The organism is Lentzea sp. NPDC037011 (assembly GCF_055607425.1).
Window position 1 is genome coordinate 319,361 of record NZ_JBVJRT010000009.1, and the last position, 14,445, is coordinate 333,805.

Sequence of the window (14,445 nt, forward strand, 5' to 3'; positions counted from 1 at the left end):
GCGTGGTCAGCGCGCCACGGCGAGCTGGTACTCGGCGTCCCGGCCGAGCAGCTCGTGGTGGGTGCCCTCACCGGTGACCACGCCGTTGTCGAGCACCACCACGCGGTCCGCCGCGTCCAGCAGCGCCGGGCTGCTGGTGATCACGACGGTGGTCCGGCCGCGGCGCAGCTCGGCGACGTTGCGGGCGATCAGCAGCTCCGTGACCGCGTCGACCGCGGTCGTCGGGTCGTGCAGCACCAGGACCTCCGGGTCCGCGGCCAGTGCGCGGGCCAGGGACAACCGCTGCCGCTGGCCACCGGAGAGGTTCGCTCCCCGGTCGCGCACGGCGTAGTCGAGGCCCTCGGCGTGCAGCGCCACGACGTCGGTCAGCATCGCCGCCGCCACGGCCTCGTCGACCAGCTTCGCGGTGCCGGACGGGTCCACGTTGTCCCGCAACGTTCCCGCGAACACCTCGTGGTGCGCCGGGTTCACCAGCAGGTGCCCGCGGATGCCCTCGATCGACAGCCGCGCCAGCTCGCGCCCGCCGATCCGCACCACGCCCGAGTACGCCGCGGGCGGCACGGCGACCGACAGCACCGCGGCCAGCTCCTCCGCCGCCTGCGGCTGGTAGGCCGCCACCGCGACGAGCTCGCCGGGCCGCACGCTGAACGAAACCCCTTGCAGCGCCTCGTGGTGCACGTCCTCGACTTCGAGCCCGCCGTCAGGGCCGGGTTCCTCCACGCCGGGCGTCATCCGCGGTGGCGCGGCCAGCACCAGCGCCATCCGGTCGGCCGAGGCACGCGCGATCATCACGTACTTCGGCATCTCGGAGAACAGCTTCAGCGGCTCGATCAGGAACTGCGCCAGGCCGACCGCCGTCACCAGCTGCCCGACGGAGATCTGCCCGTCGAACGTCAGCCAGCCAGCCCACAGCGTGACCGCGGCCGCCAGCAACGAGTTCAGCGCCAGCGCCGTGCCCGCGTACACGCCGTTGACCCGCGCGACCACGACCGACTGCTTCCTGGCCTCGTCCGACACCCGCCGGTACGCCTGGAACGCCTGGTACGAGCCGCCGAAACCGTGCAGCGGCCGCAGCCCGGCGATCAGGTCCGACACCTTCGCGCCGGCCCGCGCCACCTTCGCCTGCTGCACCTGCGTGCTCGTGCCGATCCGCCGTGACATCACGCTCAGCACGGTCAGGATCGCCGCCGTGCCCGCGAACACCGTGATGCCCAGCGGCACGCTGATCACCGCGAGCACGGCGCCCGCGATCGTGATCGACACCAGCGAGGCGATCAGCAGCGGCACCACCTCGATGATGTCCGCGGTCTGGTCGGCGTCCTCGGTGGCGACGGTCAGCACCTCACCGGACTTCAGCTCGACGTCGCGCGCCACCGGTTGCAGGCCGCGGTCGGCCACCGCGACCCGCCACCGGTGCGCCTCGGTCGTGTTGGCCTTCTGCAGGATTCGCATGCCGAAGCGCCACGAGTACGACACCGTCGCCATCACGAGCCCTAGCCCCAGCAGCGCGAGGCCCAGCGAGCTGAGCTGCCCGCCGCGCAACGCGAACTCGACGATCGCGCCGAGCAGGACCGGCACCGCGGTCTCGGCTGCCTGGTAGGACCCCATCAGCAGGGTCCCGCTCGTCATCGCGCCCCGGTTGCGGCGCACCGCGATCCGCAGGATCTCCCTGCCGGTGCGGACGTCGGGGGTGGTGTCAGTGTTCGTCAAGGTGCTGCGCAATCGCTTCGGGGGTGGAGAGGGCCAGCAGGTCGCGGATGGTGATGATCGGGCCGAACTCGCGGCGGAGCAAACCGACCAGCCGCACCGCGAGCATCGAGTGCCCGCCCAGGTCGGTGAAACCGCTCGCCACGCCCACCTCGTCCTCGTCGAGGTCGAGCGCCTCGGCGAACAGCTCGCGCACCACCGTCTCGATCTCGGTGAGCTCGCGTTCCTCGACCTTGGTCATCAGCGTGCCGAGCGGCCGCGCTTCGGGCAAGGCCGAGGTGTCGGCCTTGCCGTTGACCGTCAACGGGATCGCGTCCACCTGCGCGTAGTGCGAGGGCCGCAAGTAGTCCGGCAGCCCCGCCCCGACCTCGGCGGCGATCGACGGGATGTCCGCGCCGTCGGCGAGCACCAGGTAGGCGGCGAGCCGGTGCGCGCCGTCGACCTGCGGGTCGGACTGCGCGACGGCCGCCACGAACCGGACGTCCGGGTGCGCGGCGAACCGGGCCTCCACCTCGCCGAGCTCGACGCGGTGACCGCGGATCTTGACCTGCTTGTCGGTACGGCCCAGGTACAGCAGGTTGCCGTCGGGGCGCCGGATCACCAGGTCGCCGGTGCGGTACATCCGCTCGCCGGGCACCCACGGGCAGGCCACGAACCGCTCCGCCGACTGGCCGGGCTGGCCGAGGTAGCCGCGCGCGATGCCGACGCCGGAGACGTACAGCTCGCCCGCGACCCCGTCCGGGACGTGCCGCAGCCACGGGTCGAGCACGTAGACGTCGGTGTTGTCGATCGCCACGCCGACCACCGGGTCCACGCAGTCGAACGTGCCGACACCGAGGGTGTTGATCGTGTACTCGGTCGGCCCGTAGAGGTTGTAGCCGACCGTGCCGGGGGTGTCGGCGAGCAGCTGCCACAGCGCCGGCGTGACCGCCTCACCGCCCAGCAGCACCAGCGCCGGCCGGTGGTGCTCACCGGCCAGGAGCCCTTCGGCGACCAGTTGCTGCGCGTAGGTCGGCGTCACGTTGATGACGTCGACCTCATGCCGCAGGCAGTACTCCACGAGCCCGGTGGCGTCGCGGCGCAGCTCCTCGTCGCAGATGTGCACCTCGTGGCCGTCGGCCAGCCACAGCAGCTCTTCCCACGACATGTCGAACGCGAACGACACGGTGTGCGCGATCCGGAACGTCCGGTGCCCGTGCTCGGCCAGCACCGGCTCGAAGATCCGCCGCTGGTGGTTGACGAGCATGTTGGTCAGGCCCGCGTACTCGGTCACCACGCCCTTGGGCCTGCCGGTCGAGCCGGAGGTGTAGATCGTGTAGGCCGCGTGCCTGAGCCGGTTCGGGTCGTCCGGTGCGAACGTGGTCACCGGTTCGGCGGCGGGCCACGGTCCGTCCAGCTCGAACAGGGTGCCGTTGATGCGCGGTGCGACCGCTCGCGTCGTGATGATCAGCGCGGGCCGCGCGTCCTCGACGATCGCGGCGATCCGCTCGTCCGGGTGGTCCAGCTCCAGCGGAACGTACGCCGCGCCGCAGCGCAGGACGCCGAACAGCGCCACGACCCAGTCCAGCGAGCGCGGCACCGCGATGGCGACCGACGTCTCGACGCCGATGCCGCGGTCCTTCAGCACGCCAGCGAGGTGGCGGCTGCGGTCCCGCAGCTCGGCGAACGTCATCGTGGTGCCGTGCGAGACCAGCGCGATCCGGTCCGGGGTGCGGTCGGCCGCGACGTCGAACAGGTCCACGACGGTCCGGTCGCCGAAGTCGTTGGAGGGCTGGAGCTCCGGCTGCGGGCCGGTGCCGCGGACCGCGCCGACCGGGCCGTCGGTGGTGGCGAGGTCGTCGACGATCCGCAGGTACTCGTCGAACAACCGGTGCGCCAGCGCGGGATCGGTGACCTCCGGCCGGTACTCCAGCTTGACCGTGAGCTGCCGGCCCGGCGTCACGACCCAGGTGAACGGGTAGTGCGTCGAGTCCTCCGACTCGTGCCCCACGATGCCGTTGACGGCGTTGAATTCCTCGAACGTGCTGTCGTCCAAGAAGTTCTGCAGCACGAACAGGGTGTCGAAGAGCTGGTCCTGCCCGCTCGCGCGCTGGATCTCGCCGAGCCCGACGTGCTCGTGGTCCATCGCGTCGACCCGGCCGGCCTGCACGCCCCGCAGGAACGCGGCTGCCGTGTCGTGCGGCCGGGCCGTGACCCGCATCGGCACGGTGTTGAGCAGCACGCCGACGATCCCGTCGGTGCCTTCTTCTTCGCGGCCGGACACGGTCACGCCGAACACCGCGTCACCGCGGCCGGTCTCGCTGCCGAGCAGGAGGCCGAGCGCGCCGGTGACGACGCTGTTGAGCGTCACACCGTGCCGGCGCGCGGCGTCCCGGACGCGTTCGGAGGTCTCGACGTCCAGCGTCCGCACGATCTTCGTGGGCAGGCTGTCCGAAGTGGACCCGTCACCGAGCAGCGTCGGGCCGGGCAGGTCGGCGAGGTAGCCGGCCCAGAACCGTTCCGCGGCCTGCGCGTCTTTTTCCTTCAGCGCGCGGGTGTAGCTCTCGAAGCTCGGCGTGGCGGGGGAGGAGTCGACCGGTTCGCCGTTCCGGATCGCCCGGTAGGCGTCGAACAGCTCGCGCAGCACGATCTCGCGCGACCAGCCGTCCCACAGCAGCAGGTGGTAGCTGAACAGCAACGCGTCCCGGCCGTCCGGCAGCCGCAGCACGGTCAGCCGCACGAGCGGCGGGTTCTCCAGGTCGAAGGCCGTGCCGCGGTCCTCCGTCCGCAACGCCTCCACGGCGTCCTGGTTGAGCACGTCGACCGTGCGGACCGCGACCTGGCGGCCCGGTGCGAGGACCTGAACGGGTTCACCGTCCTCGTCCGCGAACCCGGCGCCCACCACCGGGTGCCGGGCGATGACGTGCGCCATGGCCTTCTGGAGCGCATCGGCGTCAAGGCGGTTCTGGAACGTGAAGCAGCTCTGCGCGACGTACTGCCCGCCGCTGCGCGCCAGCTCGGCCTGGAAGTACAGCCCGCGCTGCAACGGCGACACCGGCGCGGTCCGGCGCGCGGTCGTCGAGGCGTCCGCGATCCGCTCCAGCGCCAGCAGCCACCGTGCCGCGATCTCGTCCGACACGTCCTCGGAGAGCCCGAACGTGGCCCGCAGACTGCCCGTGGTGGTGTCGACCCAGGTGTTGACCTCGACCGCGTACGGACCCGGCCGCGGACCGGCGTCGACGTGCAGCGCCTGCGCCTCGCTCCCACGCCCGAGGTAGTTGAACAGCACCTGCGGGCGGGGCAGCGCGGCGAGCACCGGCGCGGTCTGCGGGTTGAGGTAGCGCAACTGCCCGTACCGCACGTGCTGCTGCTCGTCGGGCTGCCTGGCGGTCAGTTCACGTGCCGCCTCGACCGGGTCGGTGTGCGCGCTCAGCTTCACGGGCGCGATGGAGGTGAACCAGCCGACCGTGCGCGTGTAGTCGTGGTGCTCCTCGACCGGGACGCGGCCGTGGCGTTCCAGCTCGACCGTGAGGTCCGTGGGGGTGCCCTGGATCTCGGTGAGGGCGGTGCGCAGGGCACCGGCCAGCAGCTCGGTCAGCCCAAGCCCGAGCGCGGTCGGGGCGGTGTGGACGACGCGGTCGGTGATGTCGGCCGCCAGGTTGACGGTCACCTCGCGGACCTGGCCGACCTGCGGGGTGAGCGGCGGCGCGTCGAGCGCGTCGACCCAGCGGGGCAGGTCGGCGGTGTGGTGGGCGCTCAGGGCGAGTGCTGCGGCGTAGGCGGTGAACGGCGTGGTGGCCGGCGCCAGGTCCTCGCCGCGGAGGGCCGCGGTGATGTCGTCGAGCAGGATCATCCAGGAGACCGCGTCCACGGCCAGGTGGTGGATGACGACGACGAGGATGCCGGTGGACTCCAGCCAGGTGAACGCGGTCAGGACACCGGCTTCGGGGTCGAGCCGGTCGGCGGCCTCGTCGGCGGCGACCTGCGGGTCGTCGGTGACGGCGGCGACCACCTCGACCTGCGGCTCGCCGGTGACAGCGACCCCGACGTGCGGCTCGCCGGAACTGTCAGACCCGCCTGAGACGATTGGAGTGGGGACCCGATCCCCCCTGGGGGCCTGCGAGTCGGAATCGATTCCGAGCGACCACACCCCGTGCGCGACCGTCAGCCGCATCCGCAGCACCGGGTGCGCCCGCACGACGGCTTCTGCGGCCCGCTGCGCATCCGCCAGCGACGCGCACTCCACCTGCCTGGCCTGCGCGAACCGCCGAAGCTCCCCACCGAGCTCCCGCTGCCGCAGCACGATCGGCGTCGGCACAACCGGCCCGTCCACCGCCGTTTCGAGTGCACGCGGGGAGCTTTCGTTCACCAGGAGCGCACGGGAGGGCCCCGCGTGCGAAGCGAGGAGGCGGGGGGTTTTGTGGAGGAAGAGGTCGCGCGGGGTCAGGGAGAAGCCGGCGGCGCGGGCGCGGTTGACCACGCCGATCGCGATGATGCTGTCGCCGCCCGCGACGAAGAAGTCGGTGTCGGCGTCCACCGAAGAGCCCGGCAGCACGTCGGCGAAGATCGCGACGAGAGCGGACAGCGCCGGAGCGTCGGAGGACGCGACCGCCTCGACCTCGCCGGCAGCGCGTTCCTCCAGCGCCCTGCGGTCCAGCTTGCCGTTGACCGTCAGCGGCAGGGCGTCCAGGAACAGCACCCGCTGCGGCACCATGTGCACCGGCAGCTTCGCGCCCAGGAACCCGGCCACGTCAGCGGAAGGCGTGCCGACCACGTGCGCGACCAGGTGGTCGGCGGAGGAGGCCACCGTCACCGCGGTGTCCACGACGCCGGGAACGGACCGGACGGCCGCCTCGACCTCGCCGAGCTCGATGCGGAAGCCCTTGAGCTGCACCTGGTCGTCGGCGCGGCCGACGAACTCCAGCTCGCCGTCGAGGGTGCGGCGCGCGAGGTCGCCGGTGTTGTACATCCGGCCGCCGCCGAACGGGTCCGCGACGAACCGGGTCGAGGTCAGGCCGGGGCGGTCGTGGTAGCCGAGCGACAGCTGGTCGCCGGCCACGTAGATCGCGCCCACCCGGCCGGGCGGAACGGGACGCAGGGAGGAGTCCAGCAGGTAGGTGCGCAGCCCGGGGATCGGGCCGCCGATCGGGCTCACCGCACCGGACTCGAAGTCCGCGGAGTCCAGCACCCGGTGCGTGACGTGCACGGTGGTCTCGGTGATGCCGTACATGTTGACCAGCTCCGGCCGGTCGGTGCCGTAGCGCTCGACCCAGCCGCGCAGCCGGGACAGGTCCAGCGCCTCGCCACCGAAGATCACACGCCGCAACGCGGGCAGCGGGTCGGAGAGCCGATCGGCCTCGATGAACTGGTAGAACGCCGACGGCGTCTGGTTGAGCACGGTGACACCGCGCGCCCGCACGAGCCGGTGGAAGTCGACCGGCGACCGGGTCAGGCCGTGGTCGGGGACGAGCAGCTCGCCGCCGTGGACCAGGGCGCCCCACAGCTCCCACACCGCGAAGTCGAACGAGTACGAGTGGAACTGGGTCCACACGTCGGAGGGGCCGAAGTCCATGTCCGGCTGGGTGTTCGCGAGCAGCGCCACCACGTTCGCGTGCGAGACGACGACGCCCTTGGGCTTGCCGGTCGACCCGGACGTGTAGATCACGTAGGCCGGGGTGCGCCAGTCGAACGACGGCAGCACGCCGTCACCCGGCACCTCCTCGCCGTACACGAGAACCCGCGCGGTGACGCCCGCACGCGCGAGCAGCCGTTCGAACCGCTCCCGGTGCTCCCGCTCGACCAGCACGACCTGCGGCGCCGAGTCGGCGAGCACGTACTCCAGCCGCTCGTCCGGGTAGGCGAGGTCCAGCGGCACGTACGCGCCACCGGCCGACACGATGCCCAGCAGCGAGACGACCTGCTGCAACGACCGCGGCATCGCCACGGCCACCCGCTCGTGCGGCCCGACGCCCGCGTTGACGAGCGAGCGCGCCAACCGGTTCTTGGTGTCGGCCAGCACCCCGTACGACAGGCCCTCCGAGCTGCCGTCGAGGTGGCACATCGTCACGGCCCGCGCGGACGGGTCACGTTGTGCCGCAGCGTCGAACAGCTCCACCAGCGTGGCCGGCTCCACCGCGACCGCCGGGCGTGCCTGCTCCAGCACCGGCGTGACCAGCGAACCGGACAGCAGCGCGGTCAGCGTGCCGGTGAACGCCCGCAGGAGCACCTCGGCACCGGCGGACCTGACCACGGTCGTGTCGTGGACGAGGTTGAACCGCAGCGCACCGTCGTTGCCGCGTTCGACCACCAGTGTCAGCGGGTAGTGCGGCGCGCCCTCGTTGACGACCTCGGCGATCGTGAACGGGCCGCTCAACGCCGTCACGTCGGTCGCCACGTCGAACACCACGAGCGTGTCGAACGCCGACCCGTGCTCGGCCTGCCGCCCGATCCGGGTCAGCGAGACGTGCTGGTGCGGCAGCACGGCCGTCTGGTGGTCGCGCACCGACGCCAGCAGCTCGGCCGCGGAGGTGTCAGCGCTCCACCGCGTCCGCACGGGGATCGTGTTGATGAACAACCCGGCCATGTCCGCGATGCCCGGGACGTCGGCGTCCCGGCCGGACACGGTGGACCCGAACACGACGTCCCGCTTGCCCAGCAACGCACCCAGCGTCACGCCCCACGCGCTGTGCACGGCGGCGCTCAGCGGCACCCCGGCCGCGCGCACCGACTCGTCGAGGCCCGCGGGGGCGTCGAGCACCGAGTCCGCGAACCGCTCGGACGGCGTGTGCCCCTCCGCCACGAACGACGGCCCCGGCAGCCCGGCGAGCTCGGCGGCCCACACCCGGTCGCTCTCGGCCGCGTCGCTCGTGACCAGCCAGCGCACGTAGTCGGCGTAGCTGCCGCGCACGTGCACCGACCCCGGCTCCTCGTACTCGGCGAGCAGTGCGCGCAGCATCGGCGGCACCGACCAGCCGTCGGCGATGATGTGGTGCACGGTCTGCACGAGCACGTACCGGCCGGGTGCGGTGCGGATCAGCGTGAAGCGCATCAACGGCCCGCGCGCGAGGTCGAACCCGGCCAGCCGGTCCCGTTCGGCGAAGGCCGCGATCTCCTCGCCGGTCATGCCCTGGCCGTCCACCGTGGCGAACTCCGGGCGCACACCGGACTCCAGCACCGACACGACCCGGCCGTCGGGCAGGCCGGTGAACCGGGCGGCCAGGTTCGGGAACAGCTCCAGCACCCGTGCCGCCGCGGCCTCCAGCCGGGTGGCGTCCACCGCGCCGGTCAACGTCAGCAGCTGCTGCTCGACGTACCGGTGCGACGACTCGTCGTCGAAGATCGAGTGGAAGTACAGGCCCTCCTGCAACGGCGTCAGCGGCAGGACGTCGCGCAACGCCGGGCCGTCGAGCAGGTCGACGTCGGCCTGGGTGAGCGGCAGCAGGTCGAAGTCGCTCGGGGAGTGGCCGCCCTCCGTCAACGCCGCCAGCGCGCGGAGCGCCTCGGTGAAGTAGCCGCCGATCCGCTCCACGTCGGCGTCGGTGAACACGCCCTCCGGCCACGAGAGGACCGTGACGAGCTCCAGCTCACCGCTGTCACCGGGTTCGGCGCTCGCGTTGAGCTCCAGCGCCCGCGGCAGCCGCATGCGCGGGTCGCGCTTCTCACCGAGCTGGCCCGCGTTCTCCGCGAGCTGCCAGTCACCGGTGGCGCCGCCGTCGAACCGGCCCAGGTAGTTGAACAGCACCTGTGGCCGCGTGCCGCCGAACTCGGTGTGCCCCAAGTACTTCAGCGCACCGTAGGAGACGCCGTTGCTCGGCACCCGAGCGAGGTCCTCCTTGACGTTCTTCAGCGCGGCGGGCAGGTCGTCGACCGTGCCGGGGTCGACGACCACCGGGAACAGCGTGGTGAACCAGCCGACCGTGCGGGACAGGTCGGGGTCGAGCGGCACGAACCGGCCCTCGCGGCCGTGGCCCTCCAGCTCGACGTGCGCGAACGTCTGGTCCTGGCCGTTGTCCCGCCGCCACTTCGCGAGCGCGACCGCGAGACCGGTCAGCAGCACGTCGTTGACCTTCGCGTGGAACAACGCCGGCACGTCGCCCAGCAGCGCCGCGGTCGCTGCGGCACCGACGGTGACCGTCCGGACCCGTTCGCGCGCGACGACGTCGTCGTCGTTCAGCTCACGACGGCCGAGCAGCGCGTCGGCACCCGGCAACGGCCGCCGGTAGTGCTCCAGGTCCGCCGAGAAGTCGGCCTGCTCCAGCAGTTGCGTCCACCGCCGGAACGACGTCCCCACCGGCCGCAGCTCCACCGGCGCACCCGAGGACACCTGCTGCCACGCCAGCGCCAGGTCGTCGAACAGGATTCGCCACGACACGCCGTCGACCACCACGTGGTGGACGACGAGCACGAGCTGCCGCGCACCGGACCGCCACACCGCGCGCAGCATGATCCCGGCGTCCGGGTTCAGGCCCTCGGTCGCCGCCGTGACGCAGTCCTCCAGCGAGGCGGTGCTCTCCTCCCACAGCGCCGCACCGGTCTCCAGGACGTCGAACGACCACCGCGTGCCGCGCACGAGCTTGGCGCGCAGCATGTCGTGGCGTGCCACCAGGGCGTCGAGAATCCGCGTCAAAGCCTCGGCGGTCAGATCGGCGGGGGTGTTCAGCACGACCGACTGCACGAACCCGTCGATCGCGTCGGTGGTCTCGCCCAGCCACTGCACGATCGGCAGCCCGGCCACCGGACCGGTCGGCACGTCGTCGTGGTCGGCCACCGCACCGCCGTCACGGGTGGCGACGGCGGCGAGCGCGCGCGGCGTGCGGTGGACGAAGATCTGCGTGGCCGTGACGAAGACGCCCTCGGCCCGCAGCGCGCTCAGCAGCGAGATCGCGAGGATGCTGTCGCCGCCCAGCTCGAAGAAGTCCTGGTCGGCACCGACCGCCTCGACCCGCAGCACCGACGCGACGGCGGCGCAGATGACGGCCTCGTCGTCGGTGGCGGCGGCCGTCACCGGGCCGGTGTCCACCACCGGCTCCGGCAGCGCGCGCCGGTCGAGCTTCCCGTTGGGGGTCAACGGGAACTCGCTCATCACGACGACGTGGGCGGGCACCATGTACTCGACGAGGTGCTCGGCCGCCCAGCGCTTGACCTCGTCGGCGGTCAGGCCCTCGGTCACCGGGATCACGTACCCGACGAGGTAGTTGCCGCCCGCGGAGTTCTTCCTCACCACGACACAGGTGTGCCGGACCCCGGGGTGCTCGGCGAGGGCGACCTCGACGTCCTCCAGCTCCAGCCGCATGCCGCGGATCTTGACCTGGTTGTCGACCCGGCCGAGGAAGTCGAGCGACCCGTCGGCGGCGAACCGCGCCAGGTCACCGGTCCGGTAGAGCCGGGAACCGTCGGTGGCGAACGGGTTCGCGACGAACCGGGAAGCCGTGAGACCCGGCGCGTTCACGTACCCGCGGCCCAGCAGGAACCCACCGATGTACAGCTCGCCGCCGACGCCGACCGGGCACGGCCGCAGCTCGTCGTCGAGCACGTACAGGTCGGTGTTCGGGTTGGCCTTGCCGATCGACGTCGACAGCCGCTCCGCCTCGCCGCGGTAGATCACGTGCGAGACGCCGATCGTGGCCTCGGCGGGCCCGTAGCCGTGGTACATCGGGATGTCGAGCTGCGTGCGGAACCGCTCGTACAGCTCGGGCGTGAGCACCTCGCCGCCGCACCACACGTGCCGCAGGCTGGCCAGCTCGCCGTCCGAGGCGATGTTCAGCAGCACGTCCAGCATCGACGACACCAGGTACACGAACGTCACCCGGTGCCGGTCGATCGTGCGCAGCAGGTGGTGCGGGTCGCGTTCCCCGCCGGAGCGCACGACGACGGTCCGCCCGCCGCACACCAGCGGCAGGAAGATCTCGTTGATCGAGATGTCGAACGACAGCGGCGCCTTGAACAGCGACGCGTCGGAGTGTCCGAAGTGGAGGATCTGGTGCACCTGCCACAGCAGCCGCTCGCTGATCGCCTCGTGCCGGATCATCGCGCCCTTGGGGCGGCCGGTCGAACCGGACGTGAACATCACGTACGCGAGCTGCGCGCCACCGACCTCGACGTCGGTCGGGTCAGCGGAGTACGCGCTGAAGTCCCAGTCCTCCAACGAGACCCGCACCGCCTCGGGTTCACCGTCCTGACCGCTGCCGAGCAGCAGGACGACCCCGGCGTCGGTGATCACCGACTCGCGGCGGGAGGCCGGCCACTGCGGGTCCAGCGGCACGAACGCGCCACCGGCCTGGAGCACGGCGAGCAGGCCCACGACCATCTCCGCCGACCGGTCGAGCGAGATGCCGACGACCTGCTCCGGCCGCAGGTCGCGGTCGAGGAGGTGGCGGGCCAGCTGGTTGGACAGCGCGAGCACCTGGCCGTAGGTGAACGCGCGGTCGCCGTCGTTGACCGCGACGGCGCCGGGGCGTTCGGCTGCCTGGGCGCGAAACAGCTCGACGATGCTCGGCCGGTCGCGCGGGAGGTCGTTGTCGTTCCACCTGGCCAGCTCCGCGAGCCGGTCGCCGGGGGTCTGGGCGGTCATCGTGCCGATCGCCCGGTTCGGGAACTCGGCCAGGTCGTCCAGCGCCCGTTGCGCCTCGTCGAGCGCGACGCCCGCGGGAAGGCCGATCGTCCAGCCCTCCTGGCGCTCGGTGACGTTCCACCGCGCGGCGTCCTCGCCCTTGTCCGCCCAGACGAGCAGGTCGCCGAAGAGCGTGGCGGGGGAGAGGTCCAGGCCGTCGACCCGCAGACCGGGGTCCGCCCAGTGGTTCAGCGCGACGGCTGCGGCGACGGCGACGGTCCGCTGCGGGTACTCGCCGGCGCGGCGCCGGACGGAGTCGATCCGGGCGGTCGGAAGAAGCACGTCACGGTCGGCCACCAGTTCCATCGACGACTCAGCCATCCCCTCATCTCGGTGAAGGTGAGCCTAACCTAAGTGGTCGCGGAGCCGAGTCGCCAAGCGGCCCAAAGCCGGGCGTAACGCCCGTCACGCGCGACCAGCTCGTCGTGGGTGCCCAGCTCCACCACGCGGCCCGCGTCGAGCACCGCGATCCGGTCCGCGGCGACGGCCTGGGTGAGCCGGTGCGCCACGAGCAGCGTCGTCCGGCCCCGGCAGGCCGCCAGCGCCGCCTTCTCCAGCTGTGCGGCGCCCTGGCTGCCCGCCTCCGCTGTCGACTCGTCCAGCACGACGACGGGGGAGCGGCCCAGCACGAGGCGGGCCAGCGCGATCTGGGCGATCTTGGTCACGTCGAGGCGTTCGCCGCCCTCGCCGACGTCGGTCCGCAGGCCGTCGGGCAGCGCCTGCACCCACCCGGCGGCGCCGACGGTGCGCAGGGCGGCCATCAGCTCGTCGTCGGTCGCGTCGGGGGCGGCCAGCCGCAGGTCCTCCGCGAGCGGGCCGGCGAAGACGTGCGCCTCCTGGGTCAGGATGCTCACCAACGCCCGCGCGCCCGCCTCGTCCACGTCCGCGAGGTCGGTCCCGCCGATGTGCACCGACCCGGTCAGCGGGGTGCCGGTGCCCGCGACCAGGGCCGCCAGGGTCGTCTTGCCCGCACCGGTCGCGCCGACGAGCGCCAGCGACGTGCCCGCGGGGATCTCCAGGTCCACGTCCCGCAGCACCACGTGGTCGGACTCGGGGTAGCGGAAGGAAAGCCCGCGCACCGACACGGGCAGCGGCCGCGCGTTCGCGTCCACGGCCACCGCGCTGCGCACGAGCTGGTCGCCGTCGGACTCCGACAGCACGCCGACCAGCCGGGTCAGGCCCGCGCCGGACTTCTGCGCCTCGTCGAAGAACGCCATGATCAGCCCGAGCGGGTTGAACAACCGGTGGAACAGCAGCGCGGCCACCGACACCTGGCCCAGCGTCGACTGCCCGTTCGCCACCAGCAGGTAGCCGACCACGATGATCAGGCCGAGGCCGATGAACTCGGCGCGGTTCTCGCGGCCGATGAACCGGCCGAAGAACCGGAAGACGTCGATGCCGATGTTGCGCACCCGCCACGACTCGGCGGTCACTCTGTCCCGGAACGCGCTCTCCAGCCGGTAGGCCCGCACGGTGTCGATGCCGTCGAGGCCGCTGATCAACGCCTGCGCGCGGTCGGCCTGCGCCTCGGACCGGGCGCGGTAGAGCGGCTGCGAGCGCGGCAGGTACCAGCGCAACGCCCACCAGTAGGCGGGCAGTGCCATCGCACCGGCGAGCCCGAGCCGCCAGTCCAGGCCGAACATGCCGGCCGTGGCGATCACGACCAGCACGGTCGCGGAGAAGATCGTCGGGATCGCGGTGCGGAAACCCTTGGAGATCACGGCGACGTCGTCGCCCACGCGGGACAGCACGTCACCGCGGCCGACCTGTTCGATCCGCGCGCTCGGCATCCCCAGCACCGCGCGGACAGCGCCTTCCCGCAGGCGTGCCAGCAAATCTGCGCCCACCCGGCCGACCAGGTAGGTCGACACGGAGGTCATGACGGCCCCGCCCAGCGCGGCCAGGACCGTGGTGGTGCCGATGGACCACAGCACCGCCGGGTCACGGCCCTGCTGCACGCCGTCCACGACGGTGCCCAGCAGGAACACCGGGACCACCTGCAGCACCGCCCCGGCCACCGTCGCCAGCACGGTGGCGATCGGCAGCAGCGGGGTGGTGCGGCAGTGGTCGTACACCCAGCGGAGGGCCTCCCGTCCGGTCGCCGTGCGCAGGATGGTCACGGGCGCGGACGCGGTGGTGCTCACTGTTCG

General features: G+C 72.4%; 3 protein-coding genes. All 3 read right to left on the bottom strand.

Annotation, left to right across the window (positions count from 1 at the left end):
* Positions 1-6: 6 nt before the first annotated feature.
* Genes ACZ7CH_RS28060 through ACZ7CH_RS28070 form a run of 3 tightly spaced genes read right to left on the bottom strand, consistent with a single transcriptional unit; the run spans position 7 to position 14,439 of the window.
* Positions 7-1,710: an ABC transporter ATP-binding protein gene (locus tag ACZ7CH_RS28060; RefSeq protein WP_470375338.1), complete on the bottom strand. Its 1,704-nt coding sequence runs from the start codon at positions 1,708-1,710 to the stop codon at positions 7-9.
* Positions 1,697-12,616 (bottom strand): non-ribosomal peptide synthetase, encoded by a 10,920-nt coding sequence (locus ACZ7CH_RS28065; protein WP_470375339.1) that lies wholly within the window; start codon positions 12,614-12,616, stop codon positions 1,697-1,699. The genes ACZ7CH_RS28060 and ACZ7CH_RS28065 overlap by 14 nt, the downstream gene beginning before the upstream one ends.
* A gap of 29 nt (positions 12,617-12,645) precedes the next feature.
* Positions 12,646-14,439, bottom strand: coding sequence for an ABC transporter ATP-binding protein (locus ACZ7CH_RS28070; RefSeq protein WP_470375340.1), 1,794 nt, complete (start codon positions 14,437-14,439; stop codon positions 12,646-12,648).
* Positions 14,440-14,445: the final 6 nt, after the last annotated feature.

What these genes read in the sequence shown, in the direction of transcription:
- ACZ7CH_RS28065 (WP_470375339.1), bottom strand. Translation starts at nt 12,616, where the DNA reads ATGGCTGAGTCGTCGATGGAACTGGTGGCCGACCGTGACGTGCTTCTT.